The organism is Roseibium aestuarii (genome assembly GCF_008477545.1).
Classification (GTDB): domain Bacteria; phylum Pseudomonadota; class Alphaproteobacteria; order Rhizobiales; family Stappiaceae; genus Roseibium; species Roseibium aestuarii.
Genome location: NZ_VORA01000001.1, coordinates 1,717,671 through 1,740,532 on the forward strand (window position 1 = coordinate 1,717,671; position 22,862 = coordinate 1,740,532).

General features: G+C 65.2%; 20 protein-coding genes. 8 read left to right on the forward strand and 12 right to left on the reverse strand.

The features are described from left to right. Window positions 1-7: 7 nt before the first annotated feature. From FR728_RS07300 to tpiA, 10 genes are all read right to left on the reverse strand, one after another. Entirely contained in the window at window positions 8-460 is a 453-nt protein-coding gene (locus FR728_RS07300) for a type II toxin-antitoxin system RatA family toxin (RefSeq protein ID WP_149891912.1), read from the reverse strand. 75 nt (window positions 461-535) lie between these two features. Then, window positions 536-1,510 (reverse strand): lipoyl synthase, encoded by a 975-nt coding sequence (gene lipA / locus FR728_RS07305; protein ID WP_149891913.1) that lies wholly within the window; start codon window positions 1,508-1,510, stop codon window positions 536-538. A 120-nt stretch (window positions 1,511-1,630) separates the two neighbouring features. Beyond that, the gene (locus FR728_RS07310) at window positions 1,631-2,053 is read right to left on the reverse strand and encodes an acyl-CoA thioesterase (protein ID WP_149891914.1); all 423 of its coding nucleotides are present in this window, start codon (window positions 2,051-2,053) and stop codon (window positions 1,631-1,633) included. 4 nt (window positions 2,054-2,057) lie between these two features. After that, window positions 2,058-2,294 carry a GlsB/YeaQ/YmgE family stress response membrane protein gene (locus FR728_RS07315; RefSeq protein ID WP_149891915.1) on the reverse strand — a complete coding sequence of 79 codons (237 nt, stop codon included), beginning with the start codon at window positions 2,292-2,294 and terminating at the stop codon, window positions 2,058-2,060. A gap of 270 nt (window positions 2,295-2,564) precedes the next feature. Continuing rightward, window positions 2,565-4,013, reverse strand: coding sequence for a dihydrolipoyl dehydrogenase (lpdA, locus tag FR728_RS07320; RefSeq protein ID WP_149891916.1), 1,449 nt, complete (start codon window positions 4,011-4,013; stop codon window positions 2,565-2,567). Window positions 4,014-4,080: 67 nt separating this feature from the next. Continuing rightward, on the reverse strand, window positions 4,081-5,418 hold the full coding sequence (locus FR728_RS07325) for a pyruvate dehydrogenase complex dihydrolipoamide acetyltransferase (RefSeq protein ID WP_149891917.1): 1,338 nt from the start codon (window positions 5,416-5,418) through the stop codon (window positions 4,081-4,083). Window positions 5,419-5,434: 16 nt separating this feature from the next. Next, entirely contained in the window at window positions 5,435-6,817 is a 1,383-nt protein-coding gene (locus FR728_RS07330; RefSeq protein ID WP_149891918.1) for a pyruvate dehydrogenase complex E1 component subunit beta, read from the reverse strand. A gap of 16 nt (window positions 6,818-6,833) precedes the next feature. Then, window positions 6,834-7,886: a pyruvate dehydrogenase (acetyl-transferring) E1 component subunit alpha gene (gene pdhA, locus FR728_RS07335; RefSeq protein WP_149891919.1), complete on the reverse strand. Its 1,053-nt coding sequence runs from the start codon at window positions 7,884-7,886 to the stop codon at window positions 6,834-6,836. Window positions 7,887-8,040: 154 nt separating this feature from the next. After that, window positions 8,041-8,400, reverse strand: coding sequence for an FtsB family cell division protein (locus FR728_RS07340; protein WP_188318813.1), 360 nt, complete (start codon window positions 8,398-8,400; stop codon window positions 8,041-8,043). Between the two features lie 368 nt (window positions 8,401-8,768). After that, a complete protein-coding gene (tpiA, locus tag FR728_RS07345) occupies window positions 8,769-9,542 on the reverse strand; it encodes a triose-phosphate isomerase (protein ID WP_280115331.1) in 774 nt (257 codons plus the stop codon). Between the two features lie 259 nt (window positions 9,543-9,801). Here tpiA and FR728_RS07350 point away from each other — a divergent pair, with 259 nt between their 5' ends. The 8 genes from FR728_RS07350 (at window position 9,802) to FR728_RS07385 (ending at window position 20,637) form a co-directional block, all read left to right on the forward strand. After that, complete coding sequence (locus FR728_RS07350) at window positions 9,802-11,688, forward strand: SurA N-terminal domain-containing protein (protein WP_149891921.1); 1,887 nt, start codon at window positions 9,802-9,804, stop codon at window positions 11,686-11,688. Window positions 11,689-11,902: 214 nt separating this feature from the next. Next, window positions 11,903-12,928: an anthranilate phosphoribosyltransferase gene (trpD, locus tag FR728_RS07355; RefSeq protein WP_149891922.1), complete on the forward strand. Its 1,026-nt coding sequence runs from the start codon at window positions 11,903-11,905 to the stop codon at window positions 12,926-12,928. Continuing rightward, on the forward strand, window positions 12,921-13,730 hold the full coding sequence (trpC, locus tag FR728_RS07360; RefSeq protein WP_149891923.1) for an indole-3-glycerol phosphate synthase TrpC: 810 nt from the start codon (window positions 12,921-12,923) through the stop codon (window positions 13,728-13,730). Before trpD ends, trpC begins: the two co-directional genes overlap by 8 nt. A gap of 21 nt (window positions 13,731-13,751) precedes the next feature. Then, on the forward strand, window positions 13,752-14,273 hold the full coding sequence (moaC, locus tag FR728_RS07365; protein ID WP_149891924.1) for a cyclic pyranopterin monophosphate synthase MoaC: 522 nt from the start codon (window positions 13,752-13,754) through the stop codon (window positions 14,271-14,273). Window positions 14,274-14,288: 15 nt separating this feature from the next. Beyond that, window positions 14,289-15,506, forward strand: a complete 1,218-nt coding sequence (locus FR728_RS07370; protein WP_149891925.1) for a molybdopterin molybdotransferase MoeA — start codon at window positions 14,289-14,291, stop codon at window positions 15,504-15,506. A gap of 346 nt (window positions 15,507-15,852) precedes the next feature. Further along, window positions 15,853-17,628 carry an N-acetylglutaminylglutamine amidotransferase gene (locus FR728_RS07375; RefSeq protein ID WP_149891926.1) on the forward strand — a complete coding sequence of 592 codons (1,776 nt, stop codon included), beginning with the start codon at window positions 15,853-15,855 and terminating at the stop codon, window positions 17,626-17,628. Window positions 17,629-17,633: 5 nt separating this feature from the next. Continuing rightward, window positions 17,634-19,460: an N-acetylglutaminylglutamine synthetase gene (gene ngg / locus FR728_RS07380; RefSeq protein ID WP_149891927.1), complete on the forward strand. Its 1,827-nt coding sequence runs from the start codon at window positions 17,634-17,636 to the stop codon at window positions 19,458-19,460. A 10-nt stretch (window positions 19,461-19,470) separates the two neighbouring features. Beyond that, entirely contained in the window at window positions 19,471-20,637 is a 1,167-nt protein-coding gene (locus tag FR728_RS07385; protein WP_149891928.1) for an osmoprotectant NAGGN system M42 family peptidase, read from the forward strand. A gap of 89 nt (window positions 20,638-20,726) precedes the next feature. Here the strand turns inward: FR728_RS07385 and FR728_RS07390 are convergent, their stop codons facing one another. Next, complete coding sequence (locus FR728_RS07390; RefSeq protein ID WP_149891929.1) at window positions 20,727-21,941, reverse strand: ABC transporter permease; 1,215 nt, start codon at window positions 21,939-21,941, stop codon at window positions 20,727-20,729. Further along, window positions 21,938-22,861, reverse strand: a complete 924-nt coding sequence (locus FR728_RS07395; RefSeq protein WP_149891930.1) for an ABC transporter permease — start codon at window positions 22,859-22,861, stop codon at window positions 21,938-21,940. Before FR728_RS07395 ends, FR728_RS07390 begins: the two co-directional genes overlap by 4 nt. Between the last annotated feature and the right edge of the window lies 1 nt (window position 22,862).

The window sequence follows — 22,862 nt, forward strand, 5'->3', positions numbered from 1 at the left end:
GACTGCCTCAGAGCCCGTAGATCTCGTCGGCACGCGCCTCGAAGGCGGAAGAGAACTTGCGGAAGGCCCGGTCGAACATGGCCCCCATGAGGGAGCCGAGCGCCCGGCTCTTGAATTCATAGTCGATGAAGAAGCCCACGTCGCACTGACCCGCACCGGTGTCGGTGAAGGTCCAGCGATTCTCAAGGTGCTTGAAGGGCCCGTCGAGATATTCCACCAGGATGACATTCTCGGCCGGACGCAGCTCGACCCGGCTGGTGAAGGTTTCCCGGAACAGCTTGTAGGCCACCGTCATGTCGGCCACCAGAATCTCGCGGCCGTCCTCGAGGGACTTGCGCCCGCGCACGGTGAGCGCCTGGCAGAGCGGCACGAAGACCGGATACTGCTCGACATCCGCCACGAGATTGAACATCTCGCTGGCGGGATGGTTCACCTTCTGGGTGGAGGAAAAGCTGGGCATGTTTCGTCTTCCCGGCCCGTTCGGAAAGGCTCACTCGAGCCTGCCCGGCGGGCCTGTCTTTTCTCGAGGTCCGTGTCAGTGACCGAGCTTGGCGAGGCGGGCGGCCTTGAGATCCGCAAAATCCTCGCCCGCATGGTGGGACGACCGGGTCAGCGGGCTGGCCGAGACCTTCAGGAAGCCCTTGGCATAGGCGATCCGCTCATAGGCCTTGAACCCTTCCGGCGTCACGAAGGACATCACCGGGTGATGCTTCTTCGAGGGCTGGAGATACTGACCGATGGTGAGGAAGTCCACATCCGCAACCCGCAGGTCGTCCATGAGCTGGAGCACTTCATTGCGCTCTTCGCCGAGGCCAACCATGATGCCGGACTTGGTGAACATGCCCGGATCCAGCTCCTTGACCTTCTGCAGCAGACGGATGGAGTGGAAGTAGCGGGCGCCCGGGCGAACCTTGAGATAGTTCGACGGAACGGTTTCCAGATTGTGGTTGAACACGTCGGGGCGCGCTTCCACCACGATCTCGATGGCGCCGTCCTTGCGCAGGAAGTCCGGGGTCAGAACCTCGACGGTGGTGCCCGGAGACTGTTCGCGGATGGCGCGGATGACGTTGGCGAAATGGGTCGCGCCGCCGTCGTCCAGATCGTCCCGGTCGACGGAGGTGATGACCACGTGATCGAGCCCCATGCGGGCCACCGCCTCACCGATGGAGCCCGGCTCCTTCTGGTCGACGGCCCCCGGCATGCCGGTGCGCACGTTGCAGAAGGCGCAGGCGCGGGTGCAGGTGTCGCCCAGGATCATGAAGCTGGCGTGCTTCTTCGACCAGCATTCCCCGATGTTGGGGCAGCCGGCCTCTTCGCACACGGTCACCAGACCGTTCTTCTTCACGATGTCGTGGGTTTCCCGATAGACCGGAGACGTGGGCGCCTTGACGCGGATCCACTGCGGCTTGCGCTGCACCGGATTGTCGGGACGGTGAGCCTTTTCCGGATGGCGCGGCCGCTCCGAGCGGGCGTCAGCGGACTTCGAGAGGGTGTCGACGATCGTAACCATGGCGCTTAAGTGTCGCTCTTCCGGGAAAAGGTCAAGTGTTGTTTGGCACGGGCCGCCATGCGGCTCGTGCAGGTCTGTTTGTGCAGCAGGCGGACACCACCAGAGCCCCGCCAGTCCGCATCAGATCAGCGCTTCGAGGCGGGCCTTGGCCCGCTCCGACAGGGCCTGCGGCTTGCGGCTCGCCAGGTTCACCTGAACCATGACCGAGCGGGCGCGAGCCACCACCTTGTCGGCCTGGAAGACGGTCTGGTCCAGGGTCACGGAGCTCGATCCGACCTTCACGACCCGGGTGCCCATGTCGACGCTGCCCGGCCACAGGACCTCGGCCACATAGTCCAGCTCAAGGCGCACGATCACGAAGCCGCAGTCGGGATCAAGGATCGCCTCGTCCCCTTCGGCTGCCGCATAGAGCAGTTCGGTGCGCGCGGTTTCCAGGAAGGTGGAAAAGACCGCGTTGTTCACATGCCCCTGGGCATCGGTGTCGCCATAGCGCAGCTTGTCGCTCGCGCGGGCGGGAAAGTCGGCAAGGGTTTCGGTGCTCATGAGCTCAGAACAGCTTCTTCCAGATGAAGAGGAACAGGATGGCGCCGAGGGTCGCGATCAGGAACTGGTCGACGAGCCCGCCGGCCACGTGGAGCTGGAACATATCCGCCAGCTTTCCCCCCAGCAAGGCACCGACCAGGCCGACCACAAGAGATCCGAGAAAGCCGCCGCGGCTGTTCATCACCCGATGGGCGATGGCACCAGCGGCCAGGCCGATGATGATCCAGAGAATGAAGCCCATGAAAGTTTCCCCTGCCCTTGCCCTTCAAGGCAATCACCCGGCCTCAATCAAGAAGACGCTCGAGGCGCTGTCTCCGCATGAGGGGGCATCTGTACTCATAAACACTCCGCTGTCCCGGACGGAGCGAAGCGAAGATCCGGGACCTCCCGAGTGTATGCCAACAGGGCCACGCTCGAGACCGTAGAGGTCCCGGCTCAAGGCCGGGACAGCATGGAGGACACCCCCCGAAACCGCGAGAACCGGCGCGCGCGCCGGTTCTCGATTTTTCCATCAGGCGTTCAGCACCTTACCATAGGCGTCGAGCACCGATTCCTTCATCATTTCCGACAGGGTCGGATGGGGGAAGATCGTGTGCATCAGGTCTTCCTCGGTGGTTTCCAGGTTCATGGCCACCACGAAGCCCTGGATCAGCTCGGTCACTTCCGCCCCCACCATGTGGGCGCCGATGAGCTCGCCGGTCTTCTTGTCGAAGATCGTCTTGATCAGACCGTTGTCCTCACCGAGCGCAATGGCCTTGCCGTTGGCGCCGAAGGAGAAGCGGCCGACGCGGATCTCGCGGCCCTGTTCCTTTGCCTTGGCTTCCGTCAGACCGACCGAGGCGACCTGCGGGTTGCAGTAGGTGCAGCCCGGGATCTTGCCCTTGTCCATCGGATGAACATTCGGCACGCCCGCGATCTTCTCGATGCAGATGACGCCCTCATGCTCGGCCTTGTGGGCAAGCATCGGGGGGCCGGCCACGTCGCCGATGGCATAGAGGCCCGCCACGTTGGTCTTGCCATAGCCGTCGATGACGATGCAGCCGCGATCGGTCTTCACGCCGAGCGCCTCGAGACCGAGGTTCTCGATGTTGCCGACCACGCCGACGGCGGAGATCAGACGGTCGGCCTCGATGACCTGCACCTTGCCGTCCTTGGTCTCCACATGGGCCTTGATGGAGTTGGATCCCTTCTCGACCTTGGCGACCTTCGCCTCGGTCAGGATCTTCATGCCGCGCTTTTCCAGCGCCTTGCGGGCGATGGCGGAGATTTCCGCATCTTCCACCGGCATGACCTGGGACATGACTTCGACCACCGTCACATCCACGCCCATGGAGCGGTAGAAGGAGGCGAACTCGATGCCGATGGCGCCAGAGCCCATGACGACCAGGGACTTGGGCATGAAGTCCGGCTTCATGGCCTCGAAATAGGTCCAGATCAGCTTGCCGTCCGGCTCGATGCCCGGAAGGGCACGGGGACGGGCGCCGGTGGCGACGATGATGTGCTTGGCGGTGTAGGTGCCCTCCCCCTTGACGCCTTTCGGCACCGGGTTCTGCGGCTGAACAGCCGGCTTGGAGGAGGCGCCCACGACGATCTCGCCCGGCTTGGTGACCTTGGCCTCACCCCAGATCACGTCGATCTTGTTCTTCTTCATCAGGAAGCCGACGCCGCCGTTAAGCCGCGCTGAGACGCCGCGGGAGCGGGCGACCACGTCTTCCACCTTGGCGGTCATCTTGCCTTCCAGCGTCAGCCCATAGGACTTGGCGTGGTTGGCGTGATCCATGATTTCGGCAGAGCGCAGCAGCGCCTTGGTAGGAATGCAGCCCCAGTTGAGGCAGATGCCCCCCAGATGCTCGCGTTCGACGATTGCGGTCTTCAGGCCCAGCTGTGCGGCGCGAATGGCGGTGACGTAACCGCCGGGACCGGAGCCGATGATGAGGACGTCGTAATTCGTGTCGGCCATCGTTTCCCCCTGGGAATATGTGCAGGAAAGCGGGCGCGGCAGATCCGCCGCGCCCAGATCGGCTCGATCAGACGAGCATGCTCATCGGGTTCTCGATGTAGCCCTTGAAGGCCTGCAGGAGCTCGGCGCCAAGGGCACCGTCCACGCAGCGGTGGTCGGTGGAGAGCGTCACGGTCATGACGGTGGCGATCGCCAGGGCGTCGTTCCTGACCACGGGGCGCTTCTCGCCCGCGCCGACCGCCAGAATGGTGGCGTGCGGCGGGTTGACCACGGCAGCGAAGTTCTTGACCCCCATCATGCCCATGTTGGACACGGCGGTGGTGCCGCCCTGATACTCTTCCGGCTTCAGCTTCTTGGACTTTGCACGCGCCCCCATGTCCTTCATCTCGTTGGAGATGACGGAAAGGGCCTTGGCTTCCGCCTTGCGGATGATCGGCGTGATCAGGCCGCCCGGGATCGACACGGCGACGCCCACATCGGCGTGCTTGTGCTTGACCATGGCATCGTCGGTCCAGGACACGTTGGCATCCGGCACGTCGCGCAGGGCGAGCGCCAGGGCCTTGATGGTCATGTCGTTGACCGACAGCTTGTAGGCCGGCTTGCCGTCCTTGTCCTTCGGGGCCGCGTCATTGAGCTGAACCCGCAGGGCGAGGAGCGCATCGAGCTCGCAATCCACCGACACATAGAAGTGCGGGATGGTCTGCTTGCTCTCGGTGAGGCGCTTGGCAATGGTCTTGCGCATGCCGTCATGAGGCTCGAGCTCGTAGGAGCCTTCCTCGAACAGCTTGAGCACCTGATCCTTCGACGGACCGGCGGGTGCGGCGGCAGCAGGTGCTGCGGCTGCGGCCTTCGGCGCCTCGGCCGCCGGAGCGGCTGCCTTGCCGGTGCCAGAGGCGATGGCCTTTTCCACGTCGCTCTTCACGACACGGCCCTTGGGACCGGTGCCGGAAATGGCGGCGATGTCGAGGCCGGCCTGCTTGGCCAGACGACGGGCCAGCGGAGACGAGAAGACCCGGTCGCCCGAGGCCGTCACCGGAGCCGGGCCAGCCGGAGCTGCAGCCGCGGGGGCAGCAGACTGAGCGGCAGCCGGGGCCGGAACAGCGGCAGCAGGGGCTGCCTCCGCCTTGGGCGCCGCGCCGCCGGAAAGCGCCGAAGCGTCTTCGCCGTCTTCCAGCAGGATGGCGATCAGCTCGTTCACCTTCACGGAGGCGGTGCCTTCCGGGATGACGATCTTGCCGACCGTGCCCTCGTCCACGGCTTCCACTTCCATGGTCGCCTTGTCGGTCTCGATTTCCGCGATCACGTCACCGGCGGAGACCTTGTCTCCCTCCTTGACGTGCCACTTGGCCATGTTGCCCTCTTCCATGGTGGGAGAGAGCGCCGGCATCGTGATGTTGATAGGCATGTGCTTCCCCCCGGGGTCAGGCGGTGTAGGTGACGGCTTTCACCGCGTCGATGACCTCGCCGACATTCGGCAGGGCCAGCTTTTCCAGGTTGGCGGCATAGGGCATCGGAACGTCCTTGCCGGTCACGCGCAGGATCGGGGCATCGAGGAAGTCGAAGGCCTTTTCCTGAACCTGATAGGCGATTTCCGACGAGACGGAGCACATCGGGAAGGCTTCCTCGATGGTCACCAGACGGCCGGTCTTCTGGACGGACTTGATCACCGTGTCGATGTCCAGCGGACGGATGGTCCGCAGATTGATGACTTCGGCAGAGATGCCCATGGCGGCGAGTTCGTCGGCGGCCTTCAGGGTGTAGGTCATGCCGATGCCCCAGGACACGAGGGTCACCTGGGACCCGGTGCGCTCGACCTTGGCCTTGCCGATCGGCAGGACGAAGTCTTCCACATCCGGGATCTCGAAGGTCTGGCCGTAGAGAATCTCGTTTTCCAGGAAGACGATCGGGTTCGGATCGCGGATAGCGGCCTTGAGCAGGCCCTTGGCATCGGCAGCCGAATAGGGCTGGATGACCTTGAGGCCCGGCACATGGGCATACCAGGAGGCGTAGTCCTGGGAATGCTGTGCGCCGACGCGGGCGGCTGCCCCGTTCGGACCGCGGAAGACGATCGGCGCGCCCAGCTGACCGCCGGACATGTAGAGGGTCTTGGCGGCGGAGTTGATGATCTGGTCAATCGCCTGCATGGCGAAGTTGAAGGTCATGAACTCGACGATCGGCTTCAGGCCGGCCATGGCAGCGCCCACGCCCAGACCGGCAAAGCCGTGCTCGGTGATCGGCGTGTCGATGACGCGGCGGGCGCCGAACTCGTCCAGCAACCCTTGGGTGATCTTGTAGGCACCCTGGTACTCAGCCACTTCCTCACCCATGACGAAGACGTCGCCGTCACGGCGCATTTCTTCCGCCATGGCGTCGCGCAGGGCTTCACGCACGGTGGAGGACTTCATCGGGGTGCCAGCCGGATAGTCGGATTCGGCAGGGGTTTCGGCAGCGGCAGGCGCGGCCGGAACCGGAGCGGCCTTGGCTTCGGCCGGAGCCGGAGCTGCGGCGGCCGGGGCGGCAGCGGGAGCAGAAGCAGCGCCGTCGAGAGCGCTCTTGTCCTCGCCTTCGGCCAGAAGGATCGCGATCTTCTCGTTCACCTTCACGGCTTCGGTGCCTTCGGCCACCAGGATCTTGCCCAGCACGCCCTCGTCCACGGCTTCCACTTCCATGGTTGCCTTGTCGGTTTCGATTTCGGCGATCACGTCGCCTGCGGAAATGGTGTCGCCCTCGGCCTTCAGCCACTTGGCGAGCTTGCCCTCTTCCATCGTCGGCGAGAGAGCCGGCATCAGAATGTCAATCGGCATGGTCGTCCCCTAAGGCTCAGAGCAGGATGTCGGTGTAGAGCTCGGACACATCCGGCTCCGGGTCGGTCTGGGCGAATTCGGCCGCTTCGGCCACGATGGCGCGAACGTCCTTGTCGATCTGCTTCAGATCGTCCTCGGTGGCCCAGCCTGCATCGAGCACGCGCTTGCGGACCTGCTCGATCGGGTCGTGCTCGGTGCGCATCTTCTGCACTTCTTCCTTGGAGCGGTACTTCGCCGGGTCGGACATGGAATGGCCGCGGTAGCGATAGGTGACCATTTCCAGGATGTAGGGACCCTGACCGGTGCGGCAGTGTTCCAGAGCCCGCTCGGACGCGGCCATGACAGCGCGCACATCCATGCCGTCGACCTGTTCACCCGGGATGCCGAAGGAGGCGCCGCGCTGGGAGAGATCGGTGGTGGCGGAGGAACGGGCCACGGAGGTGCCCATGCCGTACTTGTTGTTCTCGATCACGTAGACGACCGGGATCTTCCACAGCTGAGCCATATTGAAGCTCTCGTAGACCTGACCCTGGTTGGAAGCGCCGTCACCGAAGAAGGCCATCGCGACGTTGCCGTTGCTGCGGTACATGTTGGCAAAGCCCAGACCGGTGCCGAGAGACACCTGGGCGCCGACGATGCCGTGGCCACCGTAGAAATGCTGTTCCTTGGAGAACATGTGCATGGAGCCGCCCTTGCCCTTGGAAAGGCCGCCGCGGCGTCCGGTCAGCTCGGCCATCACACCCTTCGGGTCGAGGCCCATGACCAGCATGTGACCGTGATCCCGGTAACCGGTGATCATCTGGTCGCCATCCTTCTTGGCCATCTGCATGCCGACGACGACAGCTTCCTGACCGATGTAAAGGTGGCAGAAGCCGCCGATCAGACCCATGCCATAAAGCTGGCCGGCCTTTTCCTCGAAGCGGCGAATGAGGAGCATCTCGCGATAGGCGTGGAGTTCCTGATCCTTGTCGAATTCTACGATCGCCTGAGCGGCCGATTTGGCAGCTCCGCGCGTGCGGCTTGCGGACGTTGCGCCCGAGCCGGCAGTGGTCTTAGTCGCTGCGGCCATATCCCTCGTCTCTAGCTGGCGTTTCCCTATAGACATCCAGCGGAAATTAACCTGCGCCTCTTGTCAATGAAAGATAGGCACAACGCAGGTGCAGCATGAATTATCTAATTGAAACTTATAAAGAAACGTTGATTAACTGAAATCCGGCTAAAACCTAACGATTAACCAGTTCACGGTTTACGTTCGCGTAGCGCTGCGCCCTTCGCAAAATTACCAATTCATCCTTCTGGACGAGGTTGAGGCTCTGGCGCGCGCGTTCGTCGACCATGTCCGGATCAAGGCTTTCCGGACGCAGAAGGGAAACCTTCGAGAGCAGGAGACTGCGCTCCTTCACCAGGGCGTCGAGCTCGGCCTGAAGCATGGCTTCCTGGCGCTCGATGCGGGCGCGTCCGACCAGCCCCAGCTCGCCATTCAGGGCATGGAAGCCGAAATAGGCGAGAACCGACAGGGCGGCTGTCGGAATGGTCAGTCGGCGGAGGACGGATTGCTTGCGCTGGCGGGTGGTCGCGGGCACGGATGAAGACCTTTGAACTCGGATACGACGGGTCTGTTCCGACTATGGCCGGTCACGGTTAAGAGAGCGTTTCTGCACCCGCGAAATCCGCCGCCAATCCGCCTTCATCCCTCCCCTGATCGACCATGAAGGGGAAGACTGGAAATCGCGGAACCGGCGGCAGTCCAGCCTTTGCGCCGCAGACGCAGGGAGAGCCCCCGCCCTGCCCTTGCCGCACCCGCAGGCTCCCGCCCCTGCTTCCTTCCGCGCGGCTTTGGCACGGCCCCAGAACGCAAGAGGCCCTCGAACCGGGACGCGATTCGAGGGCCTTAAGATCTTCAGCGTGGTGATGTCAGATGAGAATCTTTCCGCCCCCGCCCGGCACGCAGTCAGGCGTAGGCTGCGAGAATACCGAGGAAATCGTCCGCCTTCAGGCTGGCGCCGCCGACGAGCGCCCCATCCACATGCGCAACGGCCATGAGCTCGGCCGCATTGCCCGGCTTGACCGAGCCGCCATAGAGAAGACGCATGGCCGCACCTTGCGCCCCGAAGCGGGCCACGAGCACATCGCGCATGGCCTTGTGCATGGCGGCCACATCCTGCGCGGTGGGCGTAAGGCCGGTGCCGATCGCCCAGACCGGCTCATAGGCAATGATGGTGTTGTCGGCCGTCACCCCGTCGGGCACCGACCCTTCAAGCTGGTCGGCCACGACGCCGATTTCCTCGCCGGCCCGCCGCTGGGCTTCGGTTTCCCCGACGCAGACGATGGCCACCAGACCCGCACGGTGGGCGGCTTCCGCCTTGGCCCGCACCAGCGCATCGCTCTCGCCATGATCGGCACGGCGCTCCGAATGCCCGACGATCACGGCACGCGCGCCGCAATCGGCCAGCATCTCAGCGGAAATGTCGCCGGTGTGGGCGCCGGATGCGGCCACGTGGCAATCCTGCGCGCCAATGGCAAGCGGCATGCCGACACTGGCGACGGCTGCCGTGTAGGCCAGGGTCGCGGGCGGGCAGATCATCACGTCAACGCGGGACGCAAGGGAAGCGGAAACGCCCTTGCCGATCTCGGCGAGGGTCGCCAGCGAGGCGCGCGCGCCATTCATCTTCCAGTTGCCGGCCACGATCGGCTTGATGGTCTTTTCGGTCGGATTGGTTGCCACGGCGCATCTCCTCCTGAGGCGTTGGAACTCCATCGGGCAGTTCTATAGCCGATCCGGCGCGAGGCTCCAGAAATATAACGATTGAATGCTGCGCTTTAGTTCTTCGCGCCGCCTTGCTCCCCTTGCCAAGCGTCTCTATGATCCGGCCGCTTCGCTCCAGGTGACTGCATGTTTCATGCAGGGCCGGGCGATCTTCCCTTTGCCGGCTCGGAAACGGGCACGGCTGCGGTCCTGATGAACGAAAACGACGGGAGACACCATGCTCGACGCGCTGCGCAAGGGCGCCGGCACCTGGGTTGCCAAACTCTTCATTGCATTGCTTGTGCTCAGCTTTGCGGTCTGGGGCATTGCGGATATCTTCCGCGGCTTCGGGCGCAATGTGGCTGCGACCGTGGGTGATACGGAAATCTCCGTCTTCCAGTTCGACCGGGCCTATCGCCGGGACCTCGATGCGCTTGGCCGCCAGATCGGCCGTCCGCTGACCACGACGGAAGGCGCTCAATTCGGCATTCCCCAGCAGACGCTGGGCAAGCTCGTGGCCGAAGCCGCGCTGGATGAGACCGCCGATTCTCTCGGCCTCGGCCTCTCCGACGAAGAGCTCGCCAAGCTGATCCACAGCGATCCGGCGCTCATCGGGCCGACGGGCACCTATGACCGCCTGCGTCTCGGCCAGCTGCTGCGCTCCAATGGCATCAGCGAGGACGAGTTCGTGCTCGAGCGTCAGGCTCAGGCCCTGCGCCAGCAGATCGCCCAGGGCGTCTCCGGTGGCATGAGCGCACCGGCCGCCTATCTGGAAGCGCTCCACGCCTACCAGAGCGAAACCCGCTCGCTGGACTACCTGCGTCTGACCGCAGCCCAGCTCGAGCCGGTTGCCGATCCGGACGATGCGACGCTGACCGCCTATTACGACGAGCAGAAGGACGCCTATCGCGCGCCGGAATACCGCAAGGTGGCCCTGCTCGAGCTGAGCCCGGAAAGCCTGGCCCGGCCGGAGAACGTCTCCGATGAAGATGTCAGTGCAGAATACGAGCGCACCAAGGACGGCTACACCGATCCGGAAAAGCGCAAGGTCCTGCAGATGACGTTCACCTCCCGCGAGGAAGCCGAAGCGGCGGCCGCCAAGCTCGCCTCCGGCACCACCTTCGAAGACCTGATGGCCGAGCGGAACCTCGGCGAGCAGGACGTCGCCCTTGGCCTGATGGCCCGCACCGACTTCCTCGACGCAGCTCTGGGCGATGCAGCCTTCTCCCTCTCCGAAGGCGAGACCAGCGGCCTGATCGACGGTCGCTTTGCCCCGGCGATCCTCAAGGTCACCGAGATCGCGCCCGAACATGCCAAGGCCTTCGACGACGTGAAGGACGAGATCCGCAAGGCGCTGGCGACCGAAAACGCCGAGCGCGAAGTGCTGGACCTGATGGGTGAAGTGGAAGATGCCCGCGCCGGTGGGGCGAGCCTTGCCGAAGTGGCGCAGCGCTTCCAGCTCTCCGTCACGACGCCCGCCGCCTTCGACGCCACCGGCAAGGACGATGGCGACAAGACCGTTGACCTGCCGCAGGTCGAGGGTCTGGTCTCCGGCGCATTCGAATCCGATGTGGGCGTCGAAAACGACCCGCTGCAGCTCGGCTCTCGCGGCTTCCTCTGGTACGAGGTGACGGAAGTCATCCCGGCCCGCGAACGCGAACTTTCGGAAGTGCGCCAGCGCGTCATTGACGGCTGGAAGGCCGCTCAGGTCGCCGCCCGCCTCGACGAGCTGGCCGCCGATGTCGCCAAGCGCGTCAAGGACGGCGCCGCCATGACCGCCATTGCCGAAGAGCTGGGCCTGACGGTCCAGTCCCAGGAAGGCGTCAGCCGCTCCGCCTCGGCGCTGGGTCGTGAGGCGGTCCAAGCCGTCTTCTCCGGTCCTGTCGGCACGGTGCAGACGGTTGCCGGCGAGAATGACGGCGAGCGCCTGGTGCTCAAGGTCACCAATGCCTCCGTTCCCGCCTTCTTCCGCGAGGCGGATGGCATTGCCGGTCTCGAGATCCAGTTGACCCGTCAGCTGCAGGATTCCATGCTGAACCAGTATGTGGTGCACATCGAGGAAACCGCTGGCGTGAAGGTCAATCAGGCCGGGATCGCCCAGGTGATCGGAACGCCCGTCAACTGAGCCCGGTCAACTGAGCCAGTTAACTGACACGAACGAGCGAGCCTGACCCTCGGCGGTCGGGCTCCCCGCGAAACAGGGGCGGCACGCGGTGCCGCCCTCGTCCCTGCGCCCCACAGCGGCCCCAGCTGGCCCCTGAACTGGCAGCTGAACTGGCCCCTGAACCTTCCCCGGGCCACAAGGCGGCAGGCTGCCCGGCCCATGAGCAACGAGGACCATGCGCAACTTCAAGGATTTCCTGGCCAAGGTCGGCGACGGCGAAAGGCTCTCCCACGAGGAGGCCAAAGAGGCCTTCGACATCATCCTCACCGGATCCGCGACACCCTCCCAGCTCGGTGGTTTCCTGATGGCGCTGCGGGTGCGCGGCGAGGCCGTCTCCGAAGTCACCGGCGCCGTCGCGTCCATGCGCGAGAAGATGGTGCGGGTGTCCGCACCTCACGACGCCATCGACATCGTCGGCACGGGCGGTGACAATACCGGCAGCTACAACATTTCCACCTGCACCGCGCTGGTGGTGGCCGGCTGCGGCGTGCCCGTGGCCAAGCATGGCAACCGGTCCCTGTCGTCGAAATCCGGATCGGCGGAAGCGCTCGCCCAGCTCGGCATCAACATCGACATCGGTCCGGACGTCATTGCCGACTGCATCCGCAGCGCCGGCATCGGCTTCATGTTCGCGCCGCTCCATCACGGGGCCATGAAGCATGTGGGCCCGACCCGCATGGAACTGGGCACCCGCACCATCTTCAACATCCTCGGCCCCCTGTCGAACCCGGCCGGCGTGAAGCGTCAGCTTCTCGGCGTCTTCGACCGGCGCTGGCTGGAGCCCGTGGCTGAAGCCCTGCGGGACCGGGGCACCGAGCGGCTCTGGGTCGTCCACGGCTCCGACGGCATGGACGAGATCACCACCACCGGGCCGTCCTATGTGACGGAGCTGAAGGACGGTCAGATCCGCTCCTTCGAGATCACCCCGGAAGACGTGGGGCTGCCGCGCGTGGACATCAGCGCGCTCAAGGGCGGGGAACCTGCCTATAATGCCGCCGCCCTGCGCGAGGTTCTGGCCGGCGCGAAAAACGCTTATCGGGATGTGGTGCTGTTCAATGCCGCCGCAGCCCTCGTGGTCGCCGACAAGGCCACAACCCTGGCCGAGGGGCTGGAACTCGCGGCCCAATCCATCGACACCGGCGCGGCCCAGGCATGTCTCGACCGACTGGTCGCCACTTCAAACGGACAGGCACATGGCTGATATCCTGCAAAAAATCGAAGCCTACAAGCGCGAGGAAATCGCCGCTGCCAAGGCGTCCGTCTCGCTTGCCGACCTCAAGGCCATGCAGGCGGACCAGAGCGCGCCGCGCGGCTTCTACAAGGCCCTCAGGGCCAGGGCAGAGGCGGGCGACTACGGACTGATCGCGGAGATCAAGAAGGCAAGTCCCTCCAAGGGCCTGATCCGCGCCGACTTCGATCCCCCTGCGCACGCCCGCGCCTATGAGGCCGGTGGCGCCGCGTGTCTTTCCGTGCTGACCGATACGCCGTCGTTCCAGGGCAAGCCGGAGTTCCTGATCGCCGCCCGCGAGGCTGTTGCGCTTCCCGCCCTGCGCAAGGATTTCCTCTATGACACCTATCAGGTGCACGAGGCCCGCGCGTGGGGGGCTGACTGCATCCTGATCATTCTGGCGGGCGTCGACGACGACACGGCCAAGGCGCTGGAAGACGAGGCCTTCGCGCTCGGCATGGATGCCCTGCTCGAGGTTCATGACGAGGCGGAGCTGGAGCGGGCGCTCAAGCTGGCCTCGCCCATGGTCGGCATCAACAACCGCAATCTCAAGACCTTCGAGACCAGCCTGGAGACCAGTGAACGCCTCGCGCCGCTCGTGCCCTCCGACCAGCTGCTGGTGGGCGAGAGCGGCCTCTTCACGCCGGCCGATCTTTCCCGCATGGGCCGCTGCGGCATCTCCACCTTCCTGATCGGTGAAAGCCTGATGCGGCAGGACGATGTGGAAGCGGCAACGCGTGCGCTCCTGACCCGTCCGGCGGCAGCCGCCGAATAGGCCTGTTGGGGGAGAGACATGATGAGCGACGACAGCCCGCGCCTGACCCACATCGATCCGACGGGCGCCGCCAACATGGTGGATGTGTCCGAAAAGGCCGTGACCTCCCGGATCGCGGTCGCCGAGGGCACGGTCACCATGCGGCAGGAGACCCTGGACCTGATCCTGTCGGGCAATGCCAAGAAGGGCGACGTGCTGGCCACGGCCCGCATTGCCGGCATCATGGCCGCCAAGAAGACCCACGAGCTGATCCCGCTCTGCCATCCTCTGCTGCTGACCAAGGTGACCGTGGACATCGAGCCGGACCCGGCCCTGCCCGGCCTGCGGGTCACCGCGCTCACCCGCGTCTCCGGCCAGACCGGCGTGGAGATGGAGGCGCTGACCGCCTGCTCCGTCGCCTGCCTGACCGTCTATGACATGGCCAAGGCCGTGGACCGGGGCATGGTGATCGGCGCCATCCGCCTGCTGGAAAAGGCGGGCGGAAAGTCCGGTCACTGGACGGCGGAAGAAGACGCGCGCACCGGAACCACCGGCGGAACCTGACAGAAAGCGATACCCATGAGCCTGATGCCCGTTGCTGACGCCCTCGACCGCCTGCTGACCGGTGTTGAGCCGCTCGCCAGCGAATGGGTGGATCTGGCGCATGCCAACGGGCGCGTCCTGGCGCAGGACATGGCCGCAACCCGCACCCAGCCACCCTTTGCCGCCTCGGCCATGGATGGCTATGCGGTGCGCCACGCAGATCTTCAGGGCTCTCCCGTCCCGCGCCTGCGAGTGATCGGGGCAGCACCCGCAGGTCATGCCTTTGCGGGCACCCTCGGGCCCGGCGAGGCCCTTCGCATCTTCACGGGCGCCCCGCTGCCCGACGGCGCAGACACGATCGTCATCCAGGAAGATGTCACCGCCTTGAATGAGGAAGACGGAGACGTGATCCTCGTCAACGAGATCCCCCGCGCCTCGGCCTTCGTCCGGCCCGCCGGTCTCGACTTCAAGCAGGGCGACGTGCTGCTGACCGCCGGGCGCACGCTCTGCTACCGGGATCTGGCGCTGGCCGCGGCCATGAACCATCCGCGCCTTCCCGTGCGGCGCAAGCCGGTCGTTGCCATTCTGGCCACCGGCGACGAGCTGGTGCGCCCCGGCGAGACGCCGGCAGCGGACCAGATCATTGCCTCCAACCATGCGGGCGTTGCCGCGCTGGTCGAGGATTGCGGCGGTGTGCCGCTGGATCTCGGCATCTCCCGCGACGAGCCGATGGAAATGGCGGGACATGTCGCCCGCGCCATCGAGGCGAAGGCCGACATTCTCGTCACCCTGGGCGGAGCCTCGGTCGGCGATCATGACCTGGTGCAGAAGGTACTGGGCGACGCGGGCATGGATCTGGCCTTCTGGCGCATTGCCATGCGCCCCGGCAAGCCGCTGATGGCCGGCCATCTGGGCGCGACAAAGGTACTCGGCCTGCCCGGCAACCCGGTCTCCAGCCTCGTCTGTTCCCTGCTCTTCCTCAAGCCGCTCATGGCGCGCCTGCTCGGACAGGAGATCACGGCAGGCCACCGCACCGCCACCCTCACGGCAGCGCTTCCAGAAAATGACCGGCGCCAGGATTATGTCCGCGCCACCCTCGAAACTGCTGCCGATGGCAGCCTCCGGGTCACCCCCTTCACCCGGCAGGACAGCTCCATGCTGGCGCTGCTGGCTCAATCCGGAGCGCTGGTCGTCCGCCCGCCCCACGCCCCTGCGCTGGACCCTGGCGAGACCGTGCCGATTCTGGTGCTTTGACGGCTATCTATAACTTTTTCACTCGCCGCCAGCGGCAGAAAACTCCCATTTTGAGATTTTCTGCCCTTTTTGCATGACTTTATGCAACTATCCGGCCGCTCATCCATTGAGTTTCCGAGTGAACCTCTTCGCTCGCACGATGACGCCTGTCTGATCGCCGTCGCGCCTCGCGGATCGCGGCGTGATCTGTCCCGGCTCCGACCGGATCCGTCGTGACAAGGAGGAGGATGATTGGGGGCTGCGACCCAAAGACCAGTCACGCGCGGTGGCGCGTGCGCTCAGCCCTTTCCCGCCCGTGGCGTTTGGACGCCCGGCGGAGCCGAAACGGAAAAGGAATAACCGACAGATGTGTGGCATTTGCGGAGAGATCACCTTCAACAACGACATGGCCAACACCGCCCGGGTGGACCGGATGGCCCAGGCCATGGCCGCGCGGGGCCCGGACGCCATGGGCGTCACCATGCGCGGACGCGTGGCCTTCGGTCACCGGCGCCTGAAGATCATCGACCTCTCCGACCTGGGCGCGCAGCCCATGACCGACGCAAAACTCGGTCTCACCCTCGTCTTCAACGGTTGCATCTACAACTATCAGGACCTGCGGGCCGAACTCATCGGCCTCGGCCATGACTTTGCCTCCACCTCGGACACGGAAGTCATCCTGAAGGCCTTCGCCCAGTGGGGCACCGACTGCTTCTCCCGCTTCCACGGCATGTTTGCGGTCGCCATCCACGAACACGGCTCCGGCCGACTGCATCTGGCCCGCGACCGGTTCGGCATCAAGCCGCTCTACTATGCGGAAAAGGGCCAGCGCCTCGCCTTTGCCTCCTCCCTGCCCGCACTTCTTGCCGGCGGCGACGTGGACACGTCCATCGATCCGGTGGCGCTGGAACATTACATGAGCTGGCACGCGGTCGTTCCGGCCCCGCGCACCATCCTGAATGGCGTGCGCAAGCTGCCGGCGGCCACGATCCGCACGATCGAGACCGATGGCAGCGCCCGCGACATCACCTGGTGGGAACCGGATTTCACCAAGAGCACGGAAGATCTCGCCCGCTCCGAGGAAGAATGGAACGAGATGGTGCTGGAAGGCCTGCGCACCGCCGTGCGCCGCCGCATGGTTGCCGATGTGCCGGTCGGCGTGCTGCTGTCCGGCGGTGTGGATTCCAGCCTGATCGTCGGCCTGCTGGCGGAGGAAGGGCAGAAGGATCTCGCCACCTTCTCCATCGGCTTCGAGGAAGCCAACGGGGAAAAAGGCGACGAATTCCAGTATTCCGACCTGATTGCCGCCCATTACGGCACCAATCACCACCAGATCTTCATTCCCTCCTCGGAACTGCGGCAGAACCTGCCGGGCGCCATCCGCGCCATGTCCGAGCCGATGGTTTCCTATGACAACATCGGCTTCTATCTCCTGTCGCGGGAGGTGTCTAAGCACATCAAGGTGGTCCAGTCCGGTCAGGGCGCCGACGAGGTCTTTGCCGGCTATCACTGGTATCCGAAGATGCAGGGATCCAGCACACCTGCCGCCGATTATGCGGCCGCCTTCTTCGACCGGACCCGTGCGGGCATGGCGGAAGCGGTGAACCCGGCCTATCTGACCTCGCGCGATGAAAGCCTGGCCTTCGTGGAGGCGCATTTTGCCCGCCCCGGCGCGGATGATCCGGTGGACAAGGCCCTGCGTCTCGACACCAACGTCATGCTGGTGGACGATCCGGTGAAGCGGGTCGACAACCACTCAATGGCCTGGGGTCTGGAGGCGCGCGTTCCCTTCCTGGACCATGAGCTGGTGGAGCTGGCCGGCCGCATTCCCGCCCGCCACAAGCTCGCCCATGGGGGCAAGGGCGTCCTGAAGGACGCCGCGCGCAAGGTCATCCCCTCCGCGGTAATCGACCGGCCGAAGGGCTACTTCCCGGTTCCGGCGCTGAAATACATCCAGGGCGATTATCTGAACATGGTGCGTGACACCCTCACCAGCAGCAAGGCGCGCGAGCGCGGCCTGTTCAATCCGGCCTATCTCGACAAGCTCTTTGCCGCGCCGACCGAGCACATCACCCCCTTGCGCGGGTCCGAGCTCTGGCAGGTCGCGCTTCTGGAAATGTGGCTGCAGGCGCAGGAGGTCTGACCCCTATGGCCGACAACGAGGCACTGCGGCGCAAGACCTCTGCGCAGGACCACCGGCTGACCCACCGGCTCAAGCGCATGCGCGACCAGGGCGGAAAGCCCGAATACCGGCAGCTGGAGCAGGAGAACCAGAAGAACCGCATCGCCGAGTGCGGCTGGGGTCGACTGATCTTCGCCAACACCTTCTCCGATCCTCAGGACCTGCTTGCGGTTCTGAGGGACGAGCGGCCGGACCAGCGCGACATCGCCTTCTATGTGCGCGACCCGCATGTGCTGCTGGCCGCGGCACCTCAGGAGCTGTTTCTGGATCCGTCCCACACCTATCGCATGGATCTGGCGACCTATCGCCCGGCCCGCAACCGGCGCAGGGGCTTCACCGTGCGCCGACTCGCCTCGCGCAGCGATGCGGAGGCGATCAACGTGCTCTATGCCAGCCGCCAGATGGTGCCGGTCTCCCTCGATTTCTTCTGGAACCGCATCGACCAGCGCAATCTGACCGTTCTGGTGGCCGAGGAGGACGAGACCGGCGCCATCGTCGGCACCGCCATGGGGGTCAATCACGAGCTGGCCACCAACGGGACCGACAGTGGATCCTCGCTCTGGTGTCTGGCCGTGTCGCCGCAGGCGCGCTTCCCCGGCATCGGCGAGGCGCTGGTGCGCCGTCTGGCCGAGCAGTTCAAGGGGCGCGGACTTTCGCACATGGATCTTTCCGTGCTCCATGACAACAGCCAGGCCATCGCGCTCTACGAGAAGCTCGGTTTCGAGCGGGTGCCGCTCTTCACGGTCAAGCTGCGCAACTCCATCAACGAGAAGCTCTATGCGGGGCCCAACCCGGAAGAGGACGGGCTGAACCCCTATGCGGCGCTGATCGTCAAGGAAGCCCGGCGGCGCGGCATCCGCACCGACATTATCGACGCCCCCGGCGGCATCTTCCGCTTGTCCTATGGCGGTCGTTCGGTGCGCTGCCGGGAAAGCCTGACCGACTTCACCTCCGGCGTCGCCATGTCGATCTGCGACGACAAGCAGCTGACCCACCGGGTGGTGAAGGAGGCCGGTGTCCGGGTGCCCGAACAGATCCTGGCGGGCAACGCGGAGCAGGAAAAGGCCTTCCTCGAAACCCATGGGTCGGTGGTGGTCAAGCCCGTGCGCGGCGAACAGGGCAAGGGCATTTCCATCGGGCTGACCACCCTGGACGAATTGCAAGCGGCCATCGAGACCGCGCGCACCTATTCCAGCGACGTGCTGATCGAGGAATGCGTCGAGGGGCAGGACCTGCGCATCGTGGTCATCGACTACAAGGTGGTCGCCTGCGCCATCCGCCGCCCGGCGGAAATCATGGGCAACGGCCGGGCCACCGCCCGCGAGCTCATCGAGGCCCAGTCCCGGCGCCGGGCTGCGGCCACGGGGGGCGAATCCCGCATCCCCATGGACCGGGAGACCGAGCGCTGCCTGAAGGCGGAGGGCTTCGACTGGGACAGCATCGTTCCCGATGGCCGCGCGGTGACCGTGCGCAAGACCGCCAACTTGCATACGGGCGGCACGATCCACGATGTGACCGGCGAGACCAGCCATGTGCTGATCGATGCGGCCATCCGGGCGGCCCGCGCCATCGAGATCCCGGTCACGGGCATCGACCTCATGGTCCGCTCGCCACGGGAAGACGACTATCGCTTCATCGAGGCCAACGAACGGCCGGGGCTGGCCAACCACGAGCCCCAGCCCACCGCCGAGCGGTTCGTCGACTTCCTCTTCCCACTCTCCATGCCGCAGTCGGTTCGCGACGCCCTGAGCCGTTCGGGCCAGGGGCGCGAGGCGGCTGGCGGACGTTCGTGAGGTGCGGCCCATGCTTGCCATCGACATCGACTATCTGAGTGACACCCTGAACGCCCTGCTCGCCATTCCCAGCCCCACCGGCTTCACCGATGAGGTGGCGCGCCATGTCTGCGAGGAGCTGGACCGCCTCGGGGTGTTTTATGAACTGACCCGGCGCGGTGCCGTGCGGGCGCGGTTGCCCGGCCGGTCCACCCGCCCTGCCCGCGCCTTCGTCTCCCACCTGGACACGCTGGGCGCCCAGGTGAAGGGGTTGAAGGAGAACGGCCGGCTGGAACTGGTGCCCATCGGCACCTGGTCGGCCCGTTTTGCCGAAGGCGCGCGGGTGCGGGTGATTACCGAAAGCGGGGCCTACAGCGGCACGATCCTGCCGCTCAAGGCCTCCGGCCACACCTACAACGACGAGGTGGACAGCCTGCCCGTCGGCTGGCCCTTCGTGGAGTTGCGGGTGGATGCCTATGCCCGCTGCAAGGCCGACCTCGACAAGCTGGGCATCGAGATCGGCGACATCGTGGCGGTGGAACCGCAGCCGGAGTTTCTCGACAACGGCTACATCGTCTCGCGCCATCTGGACAACAAGGCCGGTGTGGCGGTGATGCTGGCCGCCCTGAAGGCGTTTCTGGACAGTGGCACGGTGCCGACCGTCGATCTCTTCTGGCTCTTCACCATCGCAGAGGAAACCGGTCACGGGGCCTCGTCCATCCTGACCCCGGACATTGCCAGCCTGATTGCCATCGACAATGGCACTTCGGCCCCCGGACAGGCCTCGGAGGAATTCGGCGTCACCATTGCCATGGGCGACCAGACCGGCCCCTTCGACTATCACCTGACCCGCAAGATCGCCCGGCTCTGCGCGGAAAACGCCATCAAGCACCAGAAGGACGTCTTCCGTTACTATCGCTCGGATGCGGCCTCTGCGGTGGAAGCGGGCGCCGATGTGCGCACGGCCCTCATCACCTTCGGGGTGGATGCCAGCCACGGCTATGAGCGCATCCACATGCATGCCCTGCGGTCGCTGGCGGAGCTGGTGACCGCCTATGGCGCGAGCCCGGTGGAGATTCAGCGCGATGCGGCGGAGTTCGCCTCTCTCGAGGGCTTCACCGAACAGCCGGTGGAAGAGGCGGCCCAGACCCTGTCGCCCGACACCACGCGCCTGCGGGCGGAACCGGGTGAGCGCTGAGACAGTCCTCCCGGCGACCCGACCCCCCTGCTGAAACAAGAAACGGCGCCTTTCGGCGCCGTTTCGCTGTCTTGTGAGGTCTCTCCCCCCTAGTCTGTCTTTGGCGCCAGGTTGTTGAAGGCGCCACCGAAGGCGGAAGGTGCCTTGGGAGTTGCAGGCGTTGCCGGAGCGGCCGGGCTCGGGGCGAGACCGTTGAAGGCGCCCCCGAAGGCCGACGGGCTTGCCGGTTTCGTCACGGTTCCGGTCGCCTCTTCCGCCGCCTTCTGATCCCGGATGCGCTGGCGCTGTTCCTCCAGAAGCTGCTCCTGACGGGCGAGCTTCTCGTCGAGGATCTGCTGCTTGCAGACGCCCGCATCGTGCTGGGTGCCGCTCCAGGCGAGATAGCCCACGAGACCCAGCAGCAACACGAGAACCGTCGCCGGATGAACGATCACGGCAAGGGCCGGATTGCCATAGACGGCGGAGCGGGCCGCGCAACCCGAGCGCAGGGCCTCCGCCCGGCGGGTCCAGGCCTCGTTGACGATTGCCCCGATCAGCGTGATGCCGATGATGATCACCGCCAGCGCCGAGAGCGAGGGATCCGTCCCCAGACGCACCTTCGAGGCCAGAGCCGTGGTGAAGGTGCTGTCCGCCATGATCGTGAACACGGTGGTGTTGTAGTTCTCGAAGCTGGCAAGGAGCGTCAGGAAGGCGGCCGAACCGATGGCGGGCGCCAGGAAGGGCAGCAGGATCTTGACGAAGGCCTGTCCCGGGGTCGCCCCCAGATCGAGGGCCGCCTCGGTCAGGGTCGGGTCGAAGCGCTGCAGACGGGCGATGAAAACCAGCATGGCATAGGCGGCGATGAAGGTGACCTGACCGATCAGGGTCAGGAACATGCCGTTGAAGAACATGCTGTCATACCCCGCCCCCACGGAGCGCCCGAGAGCGCCCCAGAAGACGATGGTCGAGATGCCGAGCACCACACCCGGAACCAGGATCGGCGTGATCAGCACCGTGTAGAGCGCCGCGCGCAGCTTCGGCCCGAGTTCGGAGAGCGCCAGCGCCCCGGCAAGCCCGATGGGCACGGCGATCAGCACCACGCCGATGCCGATGACGACGCTGTTGAGCAGACCGTTCATCAGCCGGCCATTGCCGAAGAGCACCCCGAACCATTCGGTGGTAAAGCACTCCCAGGGCGTGACCCGCGGGAAGGAGGAGGAGTTGAAGGCAGTGATCACCATGATGATCAGCGGCCCGAAGAGGAACGCGAAGAAGAGCAGCGCGTATCCGACGGCCAGCGGGCCGCCACCGGTCTGTCTGTTCATCGTCCGATCTCCCCGATGGATACCTTGAAGACGCGCATGAGCATCATGACGAAGCTGATGCAGACGACGAGGAGCACGACCGCATAGGCCGAGCCGCGTTGCCAGTTCGCGCTTTCGTTGAACCACTGGTAGATGAGCTGGGTGAACCACAGGTTGGACGGACCACCAAGGATCTGCGGGGCGGCAAGCGCGCCGGCCGTCAGCATGAAGACCATGGTCGCGCCGGAGACGATGCCCGGCTTGGCAATGGGCAGAACCACACGCCAGTGCACGCGCCACCAGCTCGCCCCCATGTCGCGGGCCGCCTCGATCTGGTTGCGGTCGAGTGCCTCCACCGCGTTGAAGATCGGGAAGATCATCAGGAGGATGTAGGCATAGACGAGGCCGGAATAGAGGGCCACGTCAGCGCGGATGAAGTCGATCGGCACATCCCAGAACCCGGCCGACAGGCCAATGGAATTGACCAGACCGGTGGCACCGAAAAGCACGCGGAAGGCGAAGGCACGCAGGATCTCGTTCACCCAGAAGGGCACGATCAGGCCGATGACCATGAGCCGCGCCGCGACACCCGTGGCCGAGTGGGCCAGGATGAAGGCGATCGGATAGCAGATGGCGATGTCGATCACGGTCACGATGACGGCGGCCACCATGGTCTTGACCAGGATGCCAATGTCGAGCGCGTTGAACGTGCCGTCATTGCCCTGGAAGAAATAGGCGTAGTTGTCGAGGGTATAGACATCGGCGGGGCCGCCCACCTCGGCCCGCGGCAGGTTGTAGCGGAAGGAGAAGTCCAGCATCGACAGCTGCGGCAGGACGATGAGGAACACCACCCAGACGAAGACCGAGAGGCCGATGAAACACGCGACCCCAAGCCCGTGCTTGCGGGTGAAGGCGGAAAGACCTTGTTGCAGGACACCCATG

What these genes read in the sequence shown, in the direction of transcription:
- FR728_RS07300 (WP_149891912.1), bottom strand. Translation starts at nt 460, where the DNA reads ATGCCCAGCTTTTCCTCCACCCAGAAGGTGAACCATCCCGCCAGCGAG.
- lipA (WP_149891913.1), bottom strand. Translation starts at nt 1,510, where the DNA reads ATGGTTACGATCGTCGACACCCTCTCGAAGTCCGCTGACGCCCGCTCG.
- FR728_RS07310 (WP_149891914.1), bottom strand. Translation starts at nt 2,053, where the DNA reads ATGAGCACCGAAACCCTTGCCGACTTTCCCGCCCGCGCGAGCGACAAG.
- FR728_RS07315 (WP_149891915.1), bottom strand. Translation starts at nt 2,294, where the DNA reads ATGGGCTTCATTCTCTGGATCATCATCGGCCTGGCCGCTGGTGCCATC.
- lpdA (WP_149891916.1), bottom strand. Translation starts at nt 4,013, where the DNA reads ATGGCCGACACGAATTACGACGTCCTCATCATCGGCTCCGGTCCCGGC.
- FR728_RS07325 (WP_149891917.1), bottom strand. Translation starts at nt 5,418, where the DNA reads ATGCCTATCAACATCACGATGCCGGCGCTCTCTCCCACCATGGAAGAG.
- FR728_RS07330 (WP_149891918.1), bottom strand. Translation starts at nt 6,817, where the DNA reads ATGCCGATTGACATTCTGATGCCGGCTCTCTCGCCGACGATGGAAGAG.
- pdhA (WP_149891919.1), bottom strand. Translation starts at nt 7,886, where the DNA reads ATGGCCGCAGCGACTAAGACCACTGCCGGCTCGGGCGCAACGTCCGCA.
- FR728_RS07350 (WP_149891921.1), top strand. Translation starts at nt 9,802, where the DNA reads ATGCTCGACGCGCTGCGCAAGGGCGCCGGCACCTGGGTTGCCAAACTC.
- trpD (WP_149891922.1), top strand. Translation starts at nt 11,903, where the DNA reads ATGCGCAACTTCAAGGATTTCCTGGCCAAGGTCGGCGACGGCGAAAGG.
- trpC (WP_149891923.1), top strand. Translation starts at nt 12,921, where the DNA reads ATGGCTGATATCCTGCAAAAAATCGAAGCCTACAAGCGCGAGGAAATC.
- moaC (WP_149891924.1), top strand. Translation starts at nt 13,752, where the DNA reads ATGAGCGACGACAGCCCGCGCCTGACCCACATCGATCCGACGGGCGCC.
- FR728_RS07370 (WP_149891925.1), top strand. Translation starts at nt 14,289, where the DNA reads ATGAGCCTGATGCCCGTTGCTGACGCCCTCGACCGCCTGCTGACCGGT.
- FR728_RS07375 (WP_149891926.1), top strand. Translation starts at nt 15,853, where the DNA reads ATGTGTGGCATTTGCGGAGAGATCACCTTCAACAACGACATGGCCAAC.
- ngg (WP_149891927.1), top strand. Translation starts at nt 17,634, where the DNA reads ATGGCCGACAACGAGGCACTGCGGCGCAAGACCTCTGCGCAGGACCAC.
- FR728_RS07385 (WP_149891928.1), top strand. Translation starts at nt 19,471, where the DNA reads ATGCTTGCCATCGACATCGACTATCTGAGTGACACCCTGAACGCCCTG.
- FR728_RS07390 (WP_149891929.1), bottom strand. Translation starts at nt 21,941, where the DNA reads ATGAACAGACAGACCGGTGGCGGCCCGCTGGCCGTCGGATACGCGCTG.
- FR728_RS07395 (WP_149891930.1), bottom strand. Translation starts at nt 22,861, where the DNA reads ATGGGTGTCCTGCAACAAGGTCTTTCCGCCTTCACCCGCAAGCACGGG.